Source organism: Paenibacillus sp. JJ-100, from assembly GCF_948329825.1.
GTDB lineage: Bacteria > Bacillota > Bacilli > Paenibacillales > Paenibacillaceae > Paenibacillus.
Genome location: NZ_CAOJCM010000003.1, coordinates 211,947 through 235,582, shown reverse-complemented (window position 1 = coordinate 235,582; position 23,636 = coordinate 211,947). Strand labels below are relative to the sequence as shown.

16 protein-coding genes are annotated in these 23,636 nt (G+C 49.4%); 4 read left to right on the top strand and 12 right to left on the bottom strand.

Going from position 1 to position 23,636, the window contains the following annotated elements:
• The first annotated feature begins 126 nt into the window (after positions 1–126).
• On the top strand, positions 127–975 hold the full coding sequence (locus PQG66_RS14110) for an aldo/keto reductase (protein ID WP_272038366.1): 849 nt from the start codon (positions 127–129) through the stop codon (positions 973–975).
• A 214-nt stretch (positions 976–1,189) separates the two neighbouring features.
• Here the strand turns inward: PQG66_RS14110 and PQG66_RS14105 are convergent, their stop codons facing one another.
• The 6 genes from PQG66_RS14105 to PQG66_RS14080 form a co-directional block, all read right to left on the bottom strand.
• Positions 1,190–2,275 (bottom strand): pectinesterase family protein, encoded by a 1,086-nt coding sequence (locus PQG66_RS14105; RefSeq protein WP_272038365.1) that lies wholly within the window; start codon positions 2,273–2,275, stop codon positions 1,190–1,192.
• Complete coding sequence (locus tag PQG66_RS14100; RefSeq protein WP_272038364.1) at positions 2,272–3,384, bottom strand: glycoside hydrolase family 88/105 protein; 1,113 nt, start codon at positions 3,382–3,384, stop codon at positions 2,272–2,274. The genes PQG66_RS14105 and PQG66_RS14100 overlap by 4 nt, the downstream gene beginning before the upstream one ends.
• An 80-nt stretch (positions 3,385–3,464) precedes the next feature.
• A complete protein-coding gene (locus tag PQG66_RS14095) occupies positions 3,465–4,433 on the bottom strand; it encodes a LacI family DNA-binding transcriptional regulator (RefSeq protein ID WP_272038362.1) in 969 nt (322 codons plus the stop codon).
• Positions 4,434–4,473: 40 nt separating this feature from the next.
• Entirely contained in the window at positions 4,474–6,069 is a 1,596-nt protein-coding gene (locus tag PQG66_RS14090; RefSeq protein ID WP_272038361.1) for an extracellular solute-binding protein, read from the bottom strand.
• 131 nt (positions 6,070–6,200) lie between these two features.
• Positions 6,201–7,082, bottom strand: a complete 882-nt coding sequence (locus tag PQG66_RS14085) for a carbohydrate ABC transporter permease (RefSeq protein ID WP_272038360.1) — start codon at positions 7,080–7,082, stop codon at positions 6,201–6,203.
• 28 nt (positions 7,083–7,110) lie between these two features.
• Positions 7,111–8,037 carry an ABC transporter permease gene (locus PQG66_RS14080; RefSeq protein ID WP_272038359.1) on the bottom strand — a complete coding sequence of 309 codons (927 nt, stop codon included), beginning with the start codon at positions 8,035–8,037 and terminating at the stop codon, positions 7,111–7,113.
• Positions 8,038–8,444: 407 nt separating this feature from the next.
• Between PQG66_RS14080 and PQG66_RS14075 the strand changes: the two genes are divergently transcribed.
• A complete protein-coding gene (locus PQG66_RS14075) occupies positions 8,445–9,230 on the top strand; it encodes an ABC transporter ATP-binding protein (protein WP_272038358.1) in 786 nt (261 codons plus the stop codon).
• 272 nt (positions 9,231–9,502) lie between these two features.
• The gene (locus PQG66_RS14070) at positions 9,503–9,946 is read left to right on the top strand and encodes a GNAT family N-acetyltransferase (protein ID WP_272038357.1); all 444 of its coding nucleotides are present in this window, start codon (positions 9,503–9,505) and stop codon (positions 9,944–9,946) included.
• Between the two features lie 111 nt (positions 9,947–10,057).
• On the opposite strand, the gene rlmN is transcribed toward PQG66_RS14070, so the two are convergent.
• From rlmN to greA, 3 genes are all read right to left on the bottom strand, one after another.
• Entirely contained in the window at positions 10,058–11,182 is a 1,125-nt protein-coding gene (gene rlmN, locus PQG66_RS14065) for a 23S rRNA (adenine(2503)-C(2))-methyltransferase RlmN (RefSeq protein ID WP_272038355.1), read from the bottom strand.
• Between the two features lie 156 nt (positions 11,183–11,338).
• The gene (locus PQG66_RS14060) at positions 11,339–12,694 is read right to left on the bottom strand and encodes a sodium-dependent transporter (RefSeq protein ID WP_272038354.1); all 1,356 of its coding nucleotides are present in this window, start codon (positions 12,692–12,694) and stop codon (positions 11,339–11,341) included.
• A gap of 268 nt (positions 12,695–12,962) precedes the next feature.
• Positions 12,963–13,439 (bottom strand): transcription elongation factor GreA, encoded by a 477-nt coding sequence (gene greA / locus PQG66_RS14055; RefSeq protein ID WP_272038352.1) that lies wholly within the window; start codon positions 13,437–13,439, stop codon positions 12,963–12,965.
• 351 nt (positions 13,440–13,790) lie between these two features.
• Between greA and PQG66_RS14050 the strand changes: the two genes are divergently transcribed.
• Positions 13,791–14,498: a 4'-phosphopantetheinyl transferase family protein gene (locus PQG66_RS14050; RefSeq protein WP_272038351.1), complete on the top strand. Its 708-nt coding sequence runs from the start codon at positions 13,791–13,793 to the stop codon at positions 14,496–14,498.
• Positions 14,499–14,651: 153 nt separating this feature from the next.
• Here the strand turns inward: PQG66_RS14050 and PQG66_RS14045 are convergent, their stop codons facing one another.
• Genes PQG66_RS14045 through PQG66_RS14035 form a run of 3 tightly spaced genes read right to left on the bottom strand, consistent with a single transcriptional unit; the run spans position 14,652 to position 23,623 of the window.
• Complete coding sequence (locus PQG66_RS14045) at positions 14,652–16,136, bottom strand: MDR family MFS transporter (protein WP_272038350.1); 1,485 nt, start codon at positions 16,134–16,136, stop codon at positions 14,652–14,654.
• Entirely contained in the window at positions 16,133–16,369 is a 237-nt protein-coding gene (locus PQG66_RS14040) for an MbtH family protein (RefSeq protein ID WP_272038347.1), read from the bottom strand. Before PQG66_RS14040 ends, PQG66_RS14045 begins: the two co-directional genes overlap by 4 nt.
• A 12-nt stretch (positions 16,370–16,381) precedes the next feature.
• A complete protein-coding gene (locus tag PQG66_RS14035) occupies positions 16,382–23,623 on the bottom strand; it encodes an amino acid adenylation domain-containing protein (protein ID WP_442955107.1) in 7,242 nt (2,413 codons plus the stop codon).
• Between the last annotated feature and the right edge of the window lie 13 nt (positions 23,624–23,636).

The following is a 23,636-nucleotide window of genomic DNA, read 5'->3' as shown; positions in this document are numbered from 1 at the left end:
TATATACGCTGGATGCCATTTGATCTACTATGTTTTCATTTTGTATCATGAATCAATGTCAATTTCACTTTCACGTTCACTTTAAATGGCCATGGCCATATTCACACAACTTCAGGAGGATTTCACATGACAACAGCACAACATCTACAATCTACGACAACATTGCAAAACGGTGTCCGTATGCCTTGGTTCGGCCTTGGCGTATTCAAGGTCGAAGAAGGTACTGAACTTATTGAAGCAGTAAAAAGTGCAATTAAACACGGTTACCGCAGTATTGATACAGCAGCAATCTACGGTAATGAATCCGGTGTAGGCCAGGCGATCACCGAGGCATTGCAGGAGAATGGGTTGAAACGCGAAGACCTGTTTATTACCTCCAAGGTGTGGAATGCAGATCTGGGTTATGAAGAGACACTTGCCGCATTTGATGTAACGATGAACAAGCTCGGACTGGAATATCTGGATCTATATTTGATTCACTGGCCAAAAGCAGGCAAATACAAAGGTGCTTGGAAAGCTATGGAAGAACTCTACGCAGCAGGCCGAATCCGTGCGATTGGTGTGAGCAACTTCCAGATTCACCATCTGCAAGATCTGATGCAGGACGCACAGGTGAAACCAATGATTAACCAGGTGGAGTACCACCCACGTCTAACGCAAGTTGAATTGAAGACCTTCTGTGAACAGCATGGAATTCAATTAGAAGCTTGGTCCCCTCTAATGCAGGGTGAACTGCTCGACAATCCAGTACTTACAGAGATTGCTGCATCCAAAAGCAAGTCTGTTGCTCAGGTCATCCTGCGCTGGGATCTTCAAAATGGTGTTGTCACGATCCCGAAATCAACCAAAGAGCATCGGATTATCGAGAATGCTGACATCTTTGACTTCGAGTTGTCCACGGAAGAGATGGAACGCATTAACTCGTTGAATGACAATGTGCGTGTAGGTCCAGACCCGGATAACTTTGATTTTTAATTCGATTGTATAAACTAATATCACTAACCTATCAAACAAAGTCGATTGTTCATCCTTCGGCTTTGTTTTTTCTGTTTTATCGGTATATATCCTATTTGAGATGATATCCAATGAAACAGGAAATGACTGTGTTTGAATTTCTGATCGAATTTAAACACAGTCTCTGCCTTTCTTTTTGGAACAACAGCCAGAGAAAGTACACCCTAGCACTGAATTAGAAGGGCTTCCAGCCATCCTCCCCGGACAGAATGCGAGGCAACGCATACTCAGCCGCCTCTTCCTCTGTCAGTATGTTAGACCAAGGTACACGCATATCCGCACTTCCGGCTCCAGGCCCAGCACTATTATATTCCGCATAAAGAACCGTCACTTCCGCTTCGGTCTTGCCCCAATTATGCCAGCCCTCTTGTTTCACATGCGCACCGAGCCAGCAGTTCAGGAAACAGACTTTGGCATAATTACGCCATGGTCTGCCGAGATACACCGATTGCGGAGGCGCATTGCTGGTCAGATCGCAATCAACAAATACGTAACCGTAACGGACATCTTCTGGTGTAGATGCTGCCGTAATCCAGCCATTCACTTGTCCTTCTGCAACCTCCCCTTCAGTCAGGCGGCTCTTCGTAAAAATCTCACACCCCTTGAATACAACCGTCGCAGAGCCAAAAATAAAATCGATATCCCCTTCGATATAACAATTCTCGAAGTACTGTCTTAACTTCCGGCGCTCCGCACCGTCACGAGGTCCGCCGAAATAACTGCGGTCCAGAGGCTGTTCCGGCAGCGGTCCAGTAAAAATCGTATCCTGATGGCCGATAAAACGGCATCTGCGAAACACAGCACGGTCCCCGTCCACGTAAACGGCAAGCGCCTGCCCGACCTCCTTACCCGGTCCAGCTGAATTCACAAAGGATATCCCTTCTGCCGTAAAATCATCAGCACCAATAAACGCCGTATAGGAATGGAACGTATGATACTGCGAGCCGTTCGGGAATCGCTTGAGTGCATGATCATCATAGGTGATGATCGTCTGCTCAGCCCCCTCACCAATCAAATGAATGCCTGGCTTCTCCATGTGCAGCTTCTCATAATACACACCTGCCTTCACTCGAATCGGAAGAAGGCTACCGTTGCCATCACCGTGACCCGTGGCTTGGTCCGGCAACGCATCAATCGCAGCCTGGATGCTTGCATAATCTCCAGACCCATCAGCAGCAACGGTGATATAAGCGTCCGAGCCAGATGACCCCAATGCAGCCTGCGCCGCCACGCCTTCCTCTGCCAAATGCTGATCCGTCATGGCAATCGCTCCATTTCGAGTGCAGCCAGTAGCAGCGGAGCTACCCCCATAAAGGAATCGCTTACAACAGCTTCGCTCACATAGTAGCTGTAGGAGCCATCTCGATCCAAACTCAGCCCTGCACCGTGACATATCCCATTTAACCGCACACCATCAGCCGTGTTTTCCACTAATCTGGAAGTAAGACCCTGCCAGCCCTTCTCGGCTGCTGCTCTGAAATGCGGCTCCAAATAACGCAGACGCACCCCTTTGGCAAGCGCATATACAAACATACTTGAGCCCGAGGCTTCGAGATAGTTCCCTTGGCGGAAGCCCTGATCCAGAACTTGGAACCACAATCCGCTGTCCTGCTCCTGCACCCGAACTAATGCGTTACACATACGCTCGAAGATGCCAATGATCGTGCCCCTCTTTGGATGGTTCAGCGGGAAATGCTCTACACTGTCGACAATAGCCATAGCATACCAGCCCATCGCCCGACTCCAGAAGTGCGGCGAACAGCCAGTCAGCGAATCGGCCCAGACCTGCTCCCTGGATTCATCCCAGCCGTGATACAGCAATCCGGTGCGCGGATCACGTGTCTTTTGTTCAATCAGCAAAATCTGATGAGCCACTTCATCCCATAGCTCTGGATACTGGAGTGTCTTTGCATATTGCGCGAGGAAAGGGGAAGACATATACAGCCCATCCAGCCACATCTGGAACGGATAGATTTTTTTGTGCCAGAATCCACCTTCCGACGTTCGAGGCTGACCTGCAAGTTGCGCGGCAAGAAGATGGGCTGCTTCGGCATAACGATTATCCTCCGTACCTTCCAGTAACGCGAACAGGTTCTTCCCCTGATTAATCTGATCGAGATTATATTCTTCGAGAGAGTAAGTACGGATGGAACCATCCGGCTGCACGTAGAGGTCCATATGTCTTTTCATGAAATCAATATACTCCGGCTTGTTATATAATTCTCCCGTGCGCGCCATCGCCATCAACGTCATACCTTCCACATACGCCCATCGTCCCGAAGGGAACGCATGGAACCCATCATCGTTACATTGCTGCATGATCGTAGCTGCAATTCGCTCTGACCAGGATAACTGCGTCTGCACCTGCATCACGGCACCTCCTGTAATGTTATTCCGTTTGTAAAGCAAACACACGAATCGTCTTGTTAGGTTGACCTGATGTGCCAACCTTAGTGTCGGCACACTGCCGTTGAATTGCGCAGGCTCAGCCTCGGCTGAATGACAACGGGAACCTCAACCTGCTCGTCGCGGATCAGAGATACGATCAGCTCTGCCGCCTGGACAGCCAGTTCATCAAGTGGCGGACCGATCGTTGTCAGAGCAACCTCTGCATATTGCATATCGGGCAGATCGTCGTAACCGATCATGGAGATATCGCGCGGCACACTATACCCCGCCTCAAGCAGTGCGCGGAGTGCCCCTCGCGTCACAAGGTTGTTCAGACCGATAAATGCAGTAGGAGAATCCGGGCCGAAATTATAATTTCGGATGGAAAAATATCCATCTTCCCAGGAAGAATGCGCTGGCAGCACATGGCTCTCGTTAAAAGTAAGACCCGTTCGCTGCAGGGCTTCCCTGTACCCTTCCAGCTTCACATGCTGTGAGTTACCGATGAATCCAATCCGGCTATGCCCGAGGGATTTCAGATGCTCCACCGCTTTGAAGAGTCCCTCCTTACGATCAATCTTGATGTAAGGAGAGTTCGGTGCTTCATCTGTACCAAGGACAAAGCAAGGCATGTTAAGGGTCGCGAACTTTTTCCAAAACACGTCCCGATTGTCCAGGGCATAATCCCACAGAATACAGCCGTCCACACGTAGCTGGCTGAATACATCCACCCCGTCGTCGGCCACAACCAGAATCATCTGATATCCCCGCTTCTTCAGTTCGGTATGAAGACTGCCCGATATGTTGGAGAAGAGCGGGTTGCTGAGTTCATCGAGCACAAACCCGATGATATTACTTCTGCCGGTGGAGAGCTGCCGGGCCAGCATGTTTTTCCGGTATTGGTGTTTCTCCGCTACCGCGAGCACCTTCTGTTTGGTCGCCGGTTTAATCCGGGGATCATCATTCAGCGCCTTCGATACCGTGCTGTAGCTCACTCCCGCCAGTTTGGCTATATCTTTAATGGTAATCAAAATCAATCAACACCTCTCATATGCCTGCCCAAGCTTTTCCCTATTTCTGTGCTGCTTTGTAACGATCATATTGTGCCTGTCTGCCAGCAATGACTTGTTCAACATTCATTTTTTTGAGTGTCTCAATGTAACTATCGAACTGATCCAGGCTTGCGTCACCGCTAATAAATTTGAAATTCATCTCTTCCACATAGGTTGTGATGTCTGGCATGGACATCGACTCTACACTCGCTTCATCTGGCAAAGCATAGACAACCGGGAACGGCTCACGCACATACTTCTCTAGTTCTTTGTCTAGCTTCGCATGCCAAGGGGCTACGACGGAATCAGCCGAATCGGTAGACTGGATGTTAGGCAGATTGACCGGACCAATGCCGAGCTTCTGAATATATTCATTGTCCTTACCTTTATCTGTGAATGTCTTCACGCCATTCTCTTCCGTATACGTATCGTCCTTGATACCCCATGTGTAATACGTCTGTGCTTCTTCACTTACCGCATAATCCAGAAAGCGGAAGGCGAGCTCCGGATTTTTGCTATCCTTCGTAATGCCGAAGATGCCGCTAACCGGTGTACGTCCGATGTAGAATTGATCGCCATGCGGTCCCTTCAATGGCAATATACCCTTGAAGATAGGCTCTTCCGGCTTGTAATCCTTGAACAGCGGGCTGTAGACCATCGACATATACCAGCTGAAATTAAAGGTGGCTCCCGTTACATCCTGCGATATACGCGAAGTTACCTGGTCACTCGTTGTGCTGGCATAATCGACCCCAAGCAGCCCCTCCTTATACAGTCCGTTCAGATACGTCAAATATTCCTTGTAGGCTGGCTCATAATAGCTGAAGTGCACTTTGCCTTGATCATCTGCATAGAACTGGTTGGACAGATCAAGCCCAAAGGCCGGACCAAAGGCCATCGGTACAAACTTGGCTTCCATCGACAACGGAATTTCATCCGCTTTGCCGTTGCCGTTCGGGTCTTCAGTTTTGAATTTGCGTAGCATCGCCGTGAACTCATCGAGCGTGGTCGGCTCGTTTAAGCCCAGCTTTTTCAACCAGCGCTCATTCACCATAAATACAGGCATGTAATTCCGCGTCAGCGTCTGCTGCGGGATATAATACATTTTACCATCTGGTGCCGTTAAACTGGCTTTAACGGAAGGCGACTTTTCATATATTTTTTTCAGATTAACCCCATATTTGTCCACAAGATCATTAATAGGAATGAACAAACCACTGTTAATGTATTTCATCAATTGATCCTGATCCGGCAGGTAGACAATATCCGGCAGTCCTGTACCCGCAGCAAGTCTTGGATTCACGGCATCCGCGTAGTTCTGCGGCGGGATCAGATCCCAATCCACTGCAACACCTGCATTGCTCTCGATTTTCTTCACAATGGCTGCGGTAGACAAGTCGACGTTCGTTGTCCATGCGTTGGTTCCAAGAATGGACAGCTTCGCATCTGGCTGATCTGTTACAGGTCCTGCACCCGTATAATTGAATGCCGGCTCTGAACTGGCCGGTGCATTACCCGCATCCGTGCCTGCTCCCGTTCCGCTGCTGCATCCCGCCAAGCTCAGTGCAAGTAATGCCGCCATTACACTTTTTCTTCCTGCCCCTTTAAATCTCATCCTTCATTCCTCCTTGGTATGGAACCATATTGAACTCCCTTGAAAACCCTTGAACCCTCTGCAGCAAGCTTCATCTCCCTGAAAACACCTGCTCCCTTTCTTATTGACGATGCTGCTTGGGGTAACAAAATCTATCCTTTCACGGCTCCGAGGGTGATCCCCTTAACGAAGTACCGTTGGATAAACGGGTAGATCATCACAATCGGCAGAATGCTGACTACGATAGATACATAACGAACCTGCAAAGTCGATACCGCCAGTGCACCAGATGTCATCGTACCACCCATCTTCTGCATAACCTCTGGCGAAGCCATAATCAGTACCCTTCGCAGGAACATCTGAAGAGGCTGCATATCCTGTTTTCCTAGATACAGCAGGGCCGAGAAGAAGTTGTTCCAGTGGAACACCGCATAGTACAGCGTCAGTACAGCCAGCGTAGGCTTGATGATCGGAACAGCGAGACGGTACAGCATCGTTAACTCATTCGCACCGTCGATGCTTGCGCTCTCAAATATTTCATTCGGAATACCTTCGAAAGCAGAGCGGCAGATCATAACGTTGAACGTAATCACCAGCACAGGCAGTACCATAACCCAGCGGGTATTATATAGTCCAAGCGATGTAATCATCATGTACACCGGGATAAGCCCACCCGAGAAATACATCGTAAAGGCGATAAAAAAGTTCAGCTTGCGCCGCAAGAAAAACTGCTGTCTCGACAAAGGAAAGGCTGCGAGGCAGGTAGCCACAATGTTCAGGAGCGTGCCCACCACCGTATACCAGACGGTGTTATAGAACGAAACCCACAGCTCCTTATACTGCAGCACCATCTGGTAGCCTGAAAGTGTGAAACCGACAGGCCAGAGCACAACTTTTTGCTTGTCGATGGCATCCACCGAGCTGAAGGAAATGCTAACCACATACAGGAACGGATACAGGGTGACAACCACGGCCACAATGGTCAGCAGGTAGACAAATACATAGAACAATCGGTCACTTCTCGATTTTTGCATACAGGCTCTCCTTTGATTCAGTGTGGTTTTACCAGAGTGACATTTTGGTCAGGCGGCGGGTCATGGAATTGGCTGCAAACACAAGCACAAATGTGATGATGGAGTTGAACAGGCCGACAGCCGTTGCAAAGCCATAGTTCTGGCCTTCGATCCCCATTCGGTATACGTAAGTGGACAGCACGTCCGCCGTTTCATACGTAGCGCCGTTATAGAGCAGATATACTTTCTCGAAGCCTACACTCATAATGCCGCCAAGCGACAGAAGCAACAGAATCACAATGGTTGGTTTAATGCTAGGAAGTGTCAGATGCCACAGCTCTTGAAATTTGTTCACGCCATCGATTTTTCCAGAGTCGTACATTTCGGGATCAATGCCCATAATGGCAGCGATGTAGATAATGGAGCTGAAGCCAAAGCTCTGCCAGATGTCAGAACTGGTGAAGATGGTGCGGAACCAGCCGGCGTCCATCATGAAGTTTATTTTTTCCATACCGAGACTTGCGATGAGGGTGTTCACAATACCGTCTGTAGGTGACAGAAAGTTGATAATCATGCCAGCCACCACAACGGTGGAGATAAAGTGAGGGAGATAAGTTACCGTTTGAGCGAAGCGTTTGAACGTCCGGTTCTTGATCTCCACAATGCAGACGGCGAACAAAATGGGGATAGAGAAACCGAATAGCAGCGGCAAAAAGGCCAGCAAAAAGGTGTTGCGAAGCAGACGCCAGAAGTAAATCGAGTTCACAAACTGCTCAAACCAGCGCAGGCCCACCCACTCTCCGCTAAACATACCCTGCCCAGGCATAAAATTGCGGAATGCAAGCAGCACACCAGGCATCGGCAGATACATAAAGATCACGTAATACACAAAAATGGGCGAGAACATCAGCAACAAATACTTATCCCGCCGGATCAGGTTGAACAGCGTGGTCATGCGTTTTTTCAACGTAAACACTCCCCTTCGCCTCATAATTACAACGTTTGAATTTTTGTTTAAAAATAGAATCTATCTCTTCGTTCAACGTACATGCACTTCAGAAATAGAATTAAAATCAAGGATTCACTTTGATAAACAAGCATATAATATGCAGATGTACTTATGAAGCTGGCTATTCACAAAAATTACAACGTTGTAATTTTTTATTAAATGTATACGCTTACATAAACTTTTACCCATCTTAGCAGAGTCCTCCTCATTTAGCAATAATGAAATTGGCAAAAAACTGAAATTGGGGGAGAAAGAATTTTTGCGCAATGATCAACCCGCCACAGCCTGACAAGCTATTGAAACTTCCACAGCAGGCAATACAATAAGATCAGGATCAGAACGAGCGATATTTAACAGAAAGTAGGAATAGGTCAATGATCATTGATATACAGCATGTCACTTGGAAAAGAGAAGCACTCACTCTGCTGCACGATGTCAGTTGGCGTGTCAACAAAGGCGAACACTGGGCGTTGCTCGGCCTCAACGGCTCAGGCAAAACAACGCTCCTCAATATGATCACCGGCTACCTGTGGCCGACGGAAGGCAGCATCTCAGTACTTGGCCATGAATACGGAAGTGTAGATCTGAGAGAGCTTCGGAAGTCGATTGGATGGGTGAGCTCCTCCCTACAGGAGAAGTTATATGCGTCTGACCGCACACAATATGTTGTTATTAGCGGCAAACATGCCACAATTGGTTTGTATAACAAACTAGCTGGCGAAGATCTGGAGGAGGCCAGGCACTGGATGCAGACACTCGGCTGCGAGCATCTGTGGGACCGCGAGTACCGCACCTGCTCCCAAGGGGAGAAGCAGAAACTCCTCATTGCCCGTGCCCTGATGGCAAATCCGCAACTGCTCATTCTGGATGAGCCTTGTAATGGGCTCGATTTATTTTCCAGAGAACGTCTGCTGGATAGCATTAGTGAACTGACCGCACGCCCAGATACACCTTCGCTAATTTATGTCACTCATCATACGGAAGAAATCCTCCCTGTGTTCCAACACAGTCTTCTGCTACGCCGCGGCGAGGTTTTCAGAAGGGGATTCACTGCTGATCTGATGACATCAGATGTGTTAAGTGATTTCTTCGAAGCTCCTGTAGAGATCGACCGGCATGGTGAACGGATATATGTCCGAGCAGCAGCATCTAAAGGTTAAAATACGTGCATCCGAACGGAACAAAGGGAAGCGGAATGCGAAAAAAAGCCCAAACACTTATCCACATGTGGATAGTTTTTGGGCTTTTCACTCCTATATCTTGTGTTATCCACGGTTTTCTGTGTAGAACTTTGATCAATCTGAGTATAACTCCGTCTCTGTCTTAGGTTGCTTCGCAACATAATCGATGATATAACTACACTAGTTTAGTGTAACACTTTCGGGTTCCATTTCGATATTCCTTCCATCCATTATGCAAAGGAGAATCATACATGAATATAACGATTGTCGAAGCGAATACCCAGGAGCTGCTTGATGCCTGCTTTGCGATTCGCACAGCTATTTTTGTTGAAGAGCAGGGCGTTCCTGCATCCGATGAGTTTGATCAATTTGATGCATTGGATACAGAAGCACGCCACATACTGCTATATGTCGATGGTGTACCTGCTGCTTCGTCCAGACTCCGTGTCGTGGAGCAAGTGGCCAAGCTTGAACGGATCTGTGTAATGCTGGATTACCGTAAGCATGGGCTGGGACGTGTGCTGATTAATAAACTGGAAGAGATGGCTACACAGGACGGTCTGCAAAAAGCTAAACTGCACGCCCAGGTACAGGCCTCCGGTTTCTATGAACGTCTCGGCTATGCTCCCGCTTCAGACGTATTCATGGAAGATGGCATCCCTCATCTGCTGATGACGAAAGAACTTAGAGAATAAAGTTGAGCTGGCATGGTTCTCTCCGAAATTAAATCTTAACTCAAAGAAGCCTCTATCCTCACTTGATCAGTGAGTAGATAGAGGCTTCTTTATGCCCTGCTCTTTGTTGCGTTAGCCCATCGCCAGGCGGCTTGCGTCTAGTTTACTGGCGCCTGGTTGCCCATCTGCACTGGCCTCCGCAGCATTCTTCATCTGTTTGCTGCGCAGTTGGCCGCAGGCGGCATCGATATCTGTGCCATGCTCCATACGTACCGTGGAGTTGATGTTATTCTTTTTCAACGTATCGTAGAAGCCCAAGATGGACTCTTCGGTGCTCCGCTGATACTGGCTATGTTCATCTACCGGATTGTATGGGATCAAATTCACGCTGACCATGCTCTTGCGGCTGGACAGAAGTTCTGCCAGTTCCGCAGCATGTTCACGCTGATCGTTCACATCCCGAAGCAGAATATATTCGAACATGATGCGTTTATTTGTTTTTTCCAAATAATAATCAACGGCATCCATCAACTGTTCAATCGGGAAGGCCCGATTAATCTTCATGATCTGGGTACGCAAATCGTTATTCGGAGCATGCAGTGAGATGGCAAGGTTCACCTGTAGACTGCTGTCTGCAAATTCCTTAATTTTATCCGGCAATCCACTGGTGGATACGGTGATTCGTTTCGCCGCGAGAGCCAGCCCTTTGCGATCCTTGATCACTTCGATAAAGTTGCTCATATGCTCGAAGTTATCGAATGGTTCGCCAATGCCCATCACGACCACGTTCGTGACGCGCTCCCCTTGTCCTGCAGCATCCAGATGCCGCTGAACATGCATGATCTGCTCTACAATCTCTCCTGCCGAGAGATCACGGCTTTTCTTGATCAGTCCGCTGGCGCAGAAACTACAGCCGATATTACATCCGACCTGTGTCGTGACACATACGGTCAAGCCATACTTTTGCCGCATAAGCACTGTCTCGATTAAATTGCCATCCTGCAGTTTGAGCAGGAATTTCACCGTGCCGTCTGCCGACTCTTGCTTCACATGTTCACTTAATGAATTCATTGTAAAATGCTCAGCGAGTACTTCCAGACAATCTTGACGGACATCGGACATATCACTAAAATCATGCACCCGCTCTTGGTATAACCACTCCCAGATCCGGGAGGCGCGGGATTTTTTCTGCCCATGTTCAGGCAGCCAGGCACGTAATTGCTCTAATGTTAATCCATATAAGGATGATTTAAACATGGTATGAACCTCTTTTCGCAAAAAAGCATATGGCTTATCGGTTGTCTTACCCAAAAAACCTCTACTCTGTATTGTCCCAAAATTAACAAAGGAACACAAGAGCTTTTGCATTTCTTCCAAGAGGTTTTACGCATGGTAAATCTACGCAGGTAACCCTTAGAAGCGAATAATACCCGACGTGTGCAACAGAACAAGCAACACCAGAATGGGTGCGATATAACGAAGCATGAACAGCCAGATCCGGAACCAACCGGAACTCAGGCCAGAAGCCTCAGCAGCCGTTTTCCAGAAGTATCCTGCAAAGATTGTAACTAACAATCCACCAACCGGCAGGAAAACATTAGATGCCACAAAGTCCAGCCAATCAAATACGCTCATCGATCCAATCTTCCACTCCGGGAACAATCCGAGCGATAGAACGGAAGGCAGTCCGACGATAAAGATTGCAAGGGAAACCACCCATACCGCGCGGTTACGACTCCAGGAGAGACGCTCCATCAAGTATTTTACAGGCACCTCAAGCAGTGAAACAGCTGATGTCAACGCCGCAATTGCAAGCAAAACAAAGAACAATCCGGCAAACAGGAAACCAAGCGGCATCGCAGAGAATGCAGCAGGCAGCGCAATAAAGATCAGAGATGGCCCCTGGTCAGGCGCGATACCAAATGAGAATGTCGTTGGGAAAATAATCAGACCTGCGATAAAGGCGTAGATTAAATCACCCGCACCGACAGCCACCGTTGCTGCGCCAAGAGATTGGCTTTTATCCACATACGAACCATAGGTTATAAGAATACCCATCCCGAGAGATAGGGAGAAGAATGCGTGTCCGAGGGCAACGAGTGCCGACTCCGTAGTGAGCTGGGAGAAATCAGGATTCAGGAAGAAAGAAACCCCCGCACCAGATCCCGGTAGTGTAACGGCCCGAATCATCAGGACGATCAGCAAAACCAGCATCGATGGAATCAAAATTTTGTTAAACTTCTCGATTCCGTTGGATACACCTTTGGCAACGATCCATCCCGTAATCAATACAGATATCAGTTGCCATACAATAGGCATATAACCGCCAACAAAATTGTTGAATTGTCCGGCATAATCCTCACTATTGAACAAGGTACCACTAAATGAAGTTACAGCATAATGCAGAGTCCAGCCTGCAATAATGATATAGAAGGACAGAATGATAAACGGTGTTAACACTTGCAACAGACCAGCCGCAAGCCAGCCTTTATGCCCGCCTGCTTTGATAAATGCAGTTGCTGCGCTACCTCGTCCACTACGTCCAATAGCTAATTCTGCAAGCAGCACCGGCAAGCCAATCAGCAATAGACAGACAATAAAGAGCAGGAAAAAAGCCGCTCCCCCATTTTCACCCGTAATATATGGGAATTTCCACATGTTACCGAGTCCCACTGAGCTACCGATGGCTGCCAGAATGAAACCGGCGCGCGAAAAGCGTTCTCCTTTGCCGGCTCTGTTTGGGTTCAGATCAGACTTACTAAAATTCATCGTATCTACTCCATCACTTTAAAGTTTTCCCGTAATTATATACTACTACACGTGTCAGGTCATCAAAAATCATAATTTGTCGAAAATTAATCTTATGGAGATGATTTCAGTATGGGATAATTACATCCAACTTAACCGTGAATATGTGTTGGAAGACAAAAAGAGATGGTCCAGACAGCCCATGGCAAAGGCTCCTGAAACATCTCTTTCTTAAAATAAAACTAACCTTTTGCTCATTGTATCAGACCGTCTTGACGGCTTTTTTTTTCTAAACTTTAATCTCAAGTAATTCGTACTTAATGACACCCATTGGAGCGTTGACATGGATTACACTGCCTACTTCCTTGCCCATCAATTCTTTCCCCAGTGGACTTTCATACGAAATTTTGTTGTTGGATACATCTGCTTCCGCAGGACCGACGAGTTGATATTCAATCTTTTCGGCAAACTCAATATCGTTCAGCAACACAGTAGAACCAATGCCCACTTGATTCGAATCGATATGGTCTGTGCTGATGACTCTCGCTTTGGTCAGCATTTTCTCCAATATCAGAATGCGGGTCTCCATAAATGCCTGATCGTCCTTGGCTGAATGATACTCACTGTTCTCCTTCAGGTCCCCATAACTGATCGCAAGTTTCAATCGTTCTGCCAGTTCCTTGCGCTTCACCGTTTTCAGTTCCTTCAGTTCTTCCTCCAGCTTTTCCAAGCCTTCCTGTGTCAAAATCACTTCATCATTAGCCATTTTTTCCATCTCCTAATCCAGCTATCTATCTATATTCTAACCTATATCCACTCCAAACGGTTAACATACCCTAGAAAAAGAGATTAAGCTCCCATTTATCGAAATAAATCCACACCCGAAATATGATATGCATGCACTATAACCACTATATTTACCATCGCCTAAACTTTACTGGTACAAATTAGAGTAAACACGTGTGTGCATTTCAGATGTTCACTTATACAATGAATTCAAGGACGCAGCGGTTACTGTTTCCACCACAACTAGCCTGACTCACTGGGGAAAACGCCAGAAAAGGATAACTATAGAGGAAAGCCTGTCATCCATGCCGAATACAACGTCAGGTGATAAATGATGATAACTATACAAGTACTGCAAGTACCCTCTGTTGTACCCGAAGCATACTGGGATCTTTTTCTGTCATCTGTCTCTGATGAACGCCGGGCACAGGCTGCACGCTTTATACATCAAGCCGATGCGTATCGCTCTGTGCTTGGTGAGGTATTGACCCGGGTGACGTTAAGTGAATTAACTGGCATTCGGGCGGAAAAGCTTTCATTTTCCCGTAACACCTATGGTAAACCTTGTCTCGCTCAATACCCTGAGAAGCCATTCAACGTCTCCCATTCCGGGGATTGGATTGCTTTAATCTCTGGCGGGACAGCTGAATTGGGTGTGGATGTGGAAAAAATAGTCCCGATTGACCTGCAGATTGCAGAGCGGTTCTTCTCAACACAGGAGAATGCGTATCTGTCAGCACAGCCTGCCGATCAACAGTTAAACACCTTCTATCGCCTATGGACGCTAAAGGAGAGCTACATTAAAGCTATAGGCATGGGCTTGTCCATGCCCCTTAACTCCTTCGCCATTCTTCCCCATGTTCATCAGCATGGGAAGCATGACTGGAGATGCAACCAAGACGGGCAAATCGTTAGGCATCGCTTCTACACTCACTCTTTGGATGAGCAGCATATGCTCGCTGCCTGTGCTGTCGAAGGAGAGTTACCAGCCCAGCCTGAAGTTGTCACGCTGGAGAGCTTATGCGCAGAGCTTACATAAGGAAGGCACATGCATAGCCTAAACTTTGACCGATTAAAAAAAGAGGAGCGAGTTCATCGGGTAATAAAGCTCTCCGGTGATTCGCTCCTTCTTCTGTAATACGATTATCGACAGTATTAATGAAATGCAGCTTGCTCGCTCCATTTACATCCTTCAACGATCCAGCTGTTTTGCCACTGACTCGGACCCTGGCCCGGAGGGACCCTTCGCCATAACCGATGTCCCGCCCATCGGCTTCTTCCGAATCGTAGCCGCTGCGTCCGCATCGCGGATCATCAGAGCAAACCACAGCCCGATGAACAGAAATGCAGCTGCTCCTAGCAAAGCCAGACGGTATGCTATCATATTCGGCTCCAGTGTACCTGTCGCAGTCACCGTGGTTGTACCTGCAACCGCCAGAACAGCAGAGAGTATGGCCATGCCGATTGCAGAACCCAGACGATTTTGCACCGTGAACCAGGTCGAAGCCCGTCCCATAGCAGCAGGCGGAATCTGAGCGAAGGCTGCGATCTGTACCGCCCCTACCGTCTGTCCCAGGAAAATGCCCACTCCGAATAATAAGAACCGGATGAACCATGGATTCGTATCCACTGTAATCTGACTAAGGGTAATAAAAATAATCGCCGTACAGATCAATCCCATGGATATGAGCTTGCGTGGGCCCAAACGTGGGTAGCTCCATGGAACAAGCTGTGAAGCGATCATTAATCCGATCGCTTCTGGAAATGTGGTTAGCCCTGTCTCCAGCGCAGAGGCATGCAGCACATGCTGATACATCAACGGAAACACATATAACATGCCCAGCAATCCTGCCGCCCCACATACAGATACCAGACCTGTGTAACGAAAAAGTCGTTGCTTCAGCAGATGCAGATCAAGCAACGGATGTTTCGCGCGCAGCTCCACCCTAGCGAGCAGCGTAAGAAGCAGCATTCCTGTAAAACCCGCCCCCATAATAAGTGGTGATGTCCACCCCCGCAGCGGTCCCTGACTTAGTGCATACATCGTCAGAGCCAGTCCCGGCGCAGATAATAACCAGCCCGACAAATCGAATTGACCGGCTCCCTGTTCTCTATGCTCCTTCAGATACAGCATGCCAAAGATCACGGCTGGAATACCTACAGGCAGATTAACATAGAAAATCCAGCGCCACGATAGCTGATCCACAATTAATCCGCTCACAATCGGCCCTAGCGCAGGAGCAAGGGCAATCGGTAACACCAGCATACGAGATACTCTGGCCCGTTCATGCGGAGGAAATGCTCGAAATAACATCGCCATGCCTACAGGCGTAAGCAGACCTCCCCCCGCTCCCTGCAAAATACGGAAAAACGTCAGTGTCTCCAGTTGATCAGCTGTAGCACACAGTGCAGAAGATAACGTAAACAGTGCCAGCGCCGACAGGAAGACCCGTTTTGTCCCCCATCGATCTCCTAGCCATCCCGCCACAGGCAAAAATACAGCCAGGCTGACCAGATACCCCACATTTAATGTACCCGCAGCCGCTGGAGGAACACCCAGTTCCTCACTGATCGTCCGCAGGGCCACATTCAATACAGTGGCATCCATCGCAACGATAAACATGGCGAGAACATAGACCGTGCCTACAATTTTCTTCGAACCTGACAGGAAATTCATCCGCCAGTCTCATGAAGTGACTCCAGTATTCCCGTTTCGTCCCATAGACTAAGTGGTCTCATATCAGTCCATTGCTCCGCAATGTAATCCAGACATACACGGCGTTTGGCCTTCCCCAGCATCTGGGTCCAGCCTTTCGGAACCTCAATGGATGCGGGCCAAAGCGAATACTGCCCTTCATCATTCTTTAACACCAGATAACTGCTGTCTTCATAGTCAAAAGGGTTGCTCATCCGTTTATCCTCCTATTTATGTTGAATATTACGCTTGTTGTTCAGCATCTCTAGCTTGGCGGCAAGGGTACGGCAGATTTCCTCCAATGGGCCAGGCTGACAAAGGTCTTTGTGACGACAGGCAATATCATGGCGCTCCAGATGTCCTCCAATAAATGCATTCCACATTTCCGGTTCAATCGGATCAAACCAGTCAGGAATAATGGTAGAGCGGAAGAAGATCAAATCCCCTTCAAATCGGGATGGGGTATATGCCCCCAGAATGCGAACAGAATTTTCATAGGTTCTCCGCAGCTTCCGGATCGTCTCTTCGCTCAAACTCGCCAGTGCACTTCCTTCGCTGCGAAGTATTCGCATGGCTGTGGCCATATTCAGTGGCTCGTCTCCAATGCTGTCCGGATCGTAGCCGCCAAGTGCCAGCAGAGCCGTCAATGCCTCTGCTTCGTCAGGCTCTCCGCGAATGGGAAGATAATGACTCGGATAGGCATCCAGCATGGCAAGAAACTCTACTTGCTCTCCTTCGGACTGGAGCTGCACAGCCATCGCCTGGGCAACGTTCCCCCCAAGTGACCAGCCAAGCAGACGATATGGCCCCTCCGGCTGCACAGACCGCAGATGATGGATATAATCTGCTGTCATCTCTTCCAGTGTCCCTGGAAGTTCCTCATACTCGGCAATGCCCCTTGCCTGCAGACCGTACAGCGGATACTCCATGCCCAGATGTTTCATTAATCCGGCATAACACCAACTTAGTCCCCCTGCCGGATGAACACAGAATACAGGCAGATGCTGCCCATGCGTCCGAAGCGGCAACAACACTTGCAACGAGCTATCACCGGAGTACTCTCCCATCTCCAATCGCTCAGCCAGTCCAGCTACCGTCGCGGCTTCGAACAAAATGCCTATGCCGGGCTCTATGCCCATTGCTTCACGGATTCGACTCATCAAGCGCACAGCAAGCAGCGAATGGCCACCCAATTCGAAAAAGCTATCATCTATACTTACACTCCGCAAACCTAACACTTCAGCAAACAAATCACACAGAATTTGCTCCTGCGGGTTACGTGGCGCTCGGCCATCAACTGATAGTTGTATCTCCGGTGCAGGCAATGCTTTACGATCCAGCTTGCCGTTTGGCGTGAGCGGCAGAACCTTCATCACAACAACCGCAGAAGGTACCATATATTCGGGAAGGCTTGCTGCTGCATGTCTTCGGAGTGCTGCTGTCTCCAGGCCGTTTTCTCCATCCCGTGCTGAAACAACGTAAGCTATCAGGCGTTTATCCCCCGGCTGGTCTTCACGAACGATAACGGCGGCCTGCGCCACACCTGAATGTCTTGCCAGTACAGCCTCAATCTCGCCAAGTTCAATACGGAACCCGCGGATTTTCACCTGCTGATCCGCTCGTCCCAGATAATCGAGCGAACCATCGTGCAGCCGTTTTGCCAAGTCTCCTGTACGGTACATTCGTGTGCCTGCCGGACCATATGGATCAGCAACGAAACGCTCGGCCGTGAGATCAGGTCTTCCCCAATACCCGCGAGCCAGACCCGCCCCAGCCACATACATCTCTCCGATTACCCCGGTCGGCACAGGTCTCAGTTGATCATCTAGCACATATACGCGCAAATCTGGAATAGGGCATCCAATCCAGCTGCTTGCCCCCTCTGCCGAGCTGCCTGAATGCAGCTCCTTGTAGCTGACATGAACCGTGGTTTCAGTGATACCATACATATTGATGAGCCTTGGAGCATGATCTGCATGACGTTCATACCAGTCGTGCAAACGTCCCAGCTCCAGTGCCTCCCCTCCAAAGATCACATAGCGAAGTGCCAATTGCTGCCCCCAAGCCGGATTTTCCTTGTCTGCTTGCATGAGCTGGTAGAATGCAGATGGTGTCTGGTTCAGAACAGTAACTTGTTCCTCCACAAGCAGCTTCAGGAAGGCTCCAGGCGACCGGCTAATCTCGTGAGGAACGACGACCAATCTTCCACCGTGCAGCAACGGTCCCCAGATCTCCCAGACAGAGAAATCAAAAGCATACGAATGGAACAACGTCCACACATCATGCGCATCAAAATGGAACCAGTGCTGCGTTGCATCCAGTAACCGGATGACATTCGCGTGTGGAATCACAACCCCTTTCGGTTTCCCTGTCGAACCCGATGTGTAGATCATATATGCCGGGCTCAACGGAGTTACCCGTGCGTTCCGCTCATCGTCAGCAGGATTCTGCTCATCCATGGACTCCAGTTGTCGCAAGGTATTCGGATCATCCATGTTAATACATGTAATGTCATCCATCTGTGGCAGTGAAGCATATACCTCTGTACTTGTAATCATCACTTTCGGCTCTGCGTCCGTCAGCATATGTGTTAACCGGTCTGCCGGATAGTTCGGATCAAGCGGCAGATAGGCGGCACCCGTTTTGAGTACAGCGAGAATGGCTACGACCATCTCCACGGAACGAGGCAAGGCCAGCGCTACCATCTGTTCCGCTCCTACGCCCTCTGCGATCAAACGTCTCGCAAGTCGATTTGCCTGTACATTCAGTTCCCTGTAAGTGATACGTTCATCGCCGCATTGGAGGGCTATCGAGCTTGCATGAGCGGCGGCCTGCACTTCAAAACGCTCTGCTATCGTCGGCCATTGTGGATACTGATCAGGTACGGCAGCCCATTCCTTTTCAAGCTGAGCATGCTCTGTCGGTGTAACCAGATCGAATCGGCCAATACCGATATCCATCTGCTGTACGGCCTGTTCGAGCAACTGCAATAGCCGAATGACCAATTCACTAACAGTCGATTCACGATATAGGTCTGTACTGTACTCGAGCAGCCCGTCTATTCCCGCTGGTTGTCCGTTCGGCTCCCTTTTCTCCGTCAGTTCAAACGTCATGTCAAATTTGGATGAACCTACACTCTGGATATGAGCGTCTGCTTCAATACCTGGCAGATCAAGACAGATGTCCGGCGTATTTTGCAGCACCAGCATTACCTGAAAGAGCGGATGTTTGGCACGAGATCTGGATGGGTTCAGCACTTCTACCAGCCGTTCAAAAGGTACATCCTGATGCTCATAAGCGGCCAGGTCGGCTTCACGCACACGAGCAAGCAGCTCTCTGAAGGTAGGATCACCCGAGGTGTCTGTACGCAGCACCAACGTATTGATGAACATGCCAACAACATCATCCAGCGCATCGTCACTTCGTCCAGCAATCGGCGTGCCAATCGCAATATCCGTTCCTGCTCCCATTCTGGTAAGCAATGCCGTTAACGCCGCATGCAGAACCATGAAGAGACTAGTCTTATTTTCCCGAGCAATAACCATAAGTTGCTCATGCAGGGGTTGACTTAATGTAAAAGGTATAACGCCCCCTCGGTAGCTGGACGCCACTGGACGGGTATAGTCTGCCGGGAATGTGACTTGCTCCGGTATGCCTGCGAGTCGGTCTGTCCAGAACTCAAACTGCCTCGCGATCAGACTGTCCTTATGCTGCTCATCCCCCAGTAGCTTTTGCTGCCATACCGCATAGTCCGCATATTGAATGCGCATCGGCTCCCAATCGGGTGCCGTTCCACTCAGACGAGCTCTGTACGCTTCAGACAAATCCCTGATGAGCCGTGACAAAGACCAGCCATCCCCTGCAATATGATGAACAAGCAGCAGGAGCGCATATTCATCCGCATCCAGATGGAACAATTCCGCTCGTATCCCCGGCTCTGAACTAAGCTCGAAGCCGTAACGCGCCGCTTCCGAGAGCAAAGCCGGAAGCTCCTCAGCTGAAGTCCGGGTGAATTTCATGTTCAAGTTCACCTCCGCTGCACGAAGAATATGCTGGCTCGCCGCACCCAGGTCTGGTGGATACAATGTGCGCAATGTCTCATGACGTTCTACAACATCCTGCAAGGCATCTCTTAGAGCATCCAGATTCAGCTTTCCTGTCAACCGGGCAACCCATGGAATATTGTAGGTCGGACTAGCCCCCTCCAGACAATAGAGGAACCATAACCGTTGCTGGGCAAAGGAAAGCGGAAGCCCGGCCTCGCGCAATACAGGCTGAATTACCGGTCTGACGAAGTTCGTCTGATCCAGTTTCCTCGCAAGTCCTGCTACTGTCGGTGATTCAAACACCGTTCCGATGTTCAGCTCTGCGCCGAATACCTCCCTGACCCGGGCTGTAATTCGACCAGCCAACAAGGAATGCCCGCCCAGCTCGAAGAAATCATCATCAATACTTACCTTGGCTACGCCCAGAATTTCAGCAAACAATCCGCATAACATCTCTTCCTGTGGTGTCCGAGCCTCCCTCCCAGCTGTATTGGATGCCATGGACGGGACCGGAAGCTGTTTCCGATCAATTTTTTTGTTCGGAGTCAGCGGCATCTCAGGCAACAGCATGAAGGCAGAGGGCACCATATAATCCGGTAATACATCCGTTACGTATGCTCTGATATCAGACAGATCGATTTCAGTCTGACATTCTCCGGCCTCAGCCACAATATAAGCCGCTAATCGCTGGTTCCCCGGCTGGTCCTCACGTGCGATCACCGTAACCTGTGCCACGCCCGGATAACTTGCGATGATCGACTCAATCTCTCCCAGTTCAATGCGGAAACCCCTGATCTTGATCTGATGATCTGCCCGGCCCAAATAATCAATGGAGCCATCCGGCAACCATTGAGCGAGATCACCCGTACGGTACATCCGACTCCCCGGCTGTCCATAAGGGTTAGCGACAAAGCGTTCTGCCGTCAGATCAGGTCGGCCCAAATATCCCCGCGCAAGCCCCTCTCCTGCAATATACAATTCTCCTGCTACACCCGGAGGCACAGGCTGCATGCTCTGATCCAGTACATAGAGTTGTGTGTTACGCACCGGTCCACCTATATTCGGTTTGCCCGATTGACCCACCCCCAGCGATGCTGCTGTTGAGTAGATGGTCGTTTCGGTTGGCCCGTACTGGTTATTGACCTGACACCCCAACCCTTCCAGTGATAGCTTTAACTCCTCCGTCAGAGCTTCTCCTCCCGTAATTACCGTTAGCCCGTCGAACCTTCCAGGCCGACTCATAACCAAATACTTCCATAATGTCGGCGTAGCCTGCATGATCGTAGTCTTCTGCTTTCGCATTTTTCCGGCCAACGCAACCGGATCAAGGATCGTGTCCTTTGGCGCGATATCCAGTCTGGCCCCGGTCGTCAGTGGCAGGAAAATCTCCAGTACAGAGATATCAAAAGCAATCGTAGTCACCGACAGCCAGCGGTCCTGCGAACCGACCTGCAATCTCGTCTTCATATCTTCGAGTAGATTGGCTAATCCCAGATGGGTCACCGCCACCCCCTTGGGTCTACCCGTAGAACCTGATGTGTAGATCAGATACGCAGGATTGAGCATAGAGGCTTTGCCTGGAAGATCATCACCTTCCGGATTGGTTCCAGACCGACAGCATAGTGCCTGTACAATATCTGTTTGATCTATGACGAGAATCGGTATATCAGACGTCTGCGGAATGTTAGCAAGATTGTCCATCACTGTCACTACACAAGCAGGTTTGGCATCCTCCATCATGTAGATCAGGCGATCCTCCGGATAATCAGGGTCAAGCGGCAGATAAGCGGCCCCCGTCTTGTGAACAGCCAGGATCGCAATAACCACTTCCAATGAACGAGGCATCGCAATGCCAACTACCTGCTCCGGTCCTGCCTCATAGGCTTGTATCAGTTGATGGGCCAGTTGATTCGCACGTTCATTCAACGCTGCATAGGTCAACGTCTCCCCTTCGAATGTGATCGCAGTGGCATGAGGGGTCCGCCTAACCTGCTGTTCAAATAACGATGCCGAGTTCCACTCAGCGGCCACATGATGCGTCTGGTTCCACCCTTTCAGCACTTGCTCGCGCTCGGCAGGAAGCAGAATATCCAGTTGTGCAATTGTTATGTCTACATCCCCTCCTGAAATCATGGATTTCAGGAGCTGTTCATAGCGAAGCTGATGCATACGTAGTTCCGATTCCGTGTAGATGGAAGAGTTGGCATCCAAAGCAATGCTCATCCCTTGACCATGCCCTTGATCCACGATATGAATGGATAGATCATCCACAGGACCCGTGGACAGATTATGAATCATGCCACGCGCGCCTGCAAAATTTAATGCATGATGAAAGGGCATCACATTAATCATCGGTCCATACAGACGTCGATTCTCTCCCAGTAGCTTGAGATCCCGCCGCAGATCCTGATGACGGTATCGCTGGTGCTTACGTACAGCCCGAATCTCCCTTACGATCTGGCCGATCAATTCAGACAAATCCATCTGCGAATGTACAGTCAATCGCAGTGGAAGAACATTCATGACCATGCCCGGGACACGCAGCGACGCCGAACCCAAACGGCACATGACGGGCAAGGCCAGAATCACATCGGTTGACCCTGTCATCCGGTACACATAGATTGCTGTCGCCGCCACACACAGATCTGACCAGGTCGCATCAAACCTGCTCGCTACTGCTTGTATCTGCTCCCGCTCTAATGGCGTTATCACTGCATATTGCCGCAGGAACCCTGTTGAAGTCAGCGATGCACGATGACCCAGACTGACAACATCCGGTGCATCTGCATAACGGCTAATCCAGAACTGTTGATCCTGTTCTTGATCGATAGAGCCTGAGTAGGCATCATCTTCTTCAAGCACAGAAGTGAGCGGGCCAAATGCAGTTGTATCTTTTGCCTGTACTGTATTCTGTGCTGCACCCTCTCCCTGGATGCTTGCTGAATACAAGCTGGCGACCCTTCGTGTGATCAGGGATACACCATACCCATCAATTGCTATATGGTGGATGCGCTGGTACCAGTAATACCGATCCTCACTCACTTGGAATAAAGCCTCTGTGAAGAGTGGACCAATGGCCAGATTAACAGGTCGTCTCAGGTCCTGCTTCATCCAGTCCAACGCAGCCGCATGAGGATCAGCCTGATCGCGCACATCCATGACATGGAATGTCCAATCATTCATATTGGAGCGCAGCGATTGCCAAGGGCCTTGTTCATTTTCGCCATACACCATATTGAGTGATTCGGCTTCCATCACGGTCTGACGTACACTTTTCTCAAAAAGTCCAGGATGAATCTGTCCCTCAATAACCACATACTCGGCTGTGTTGTACATCGGGTTGTCCGGATTTAACTGTTGGGCATACCAGATGCCAGACTGTGCAGAAGACAAAGGCCAAGCTGTGTTCTGACGTTGCGACAACTGCACCGCCCCG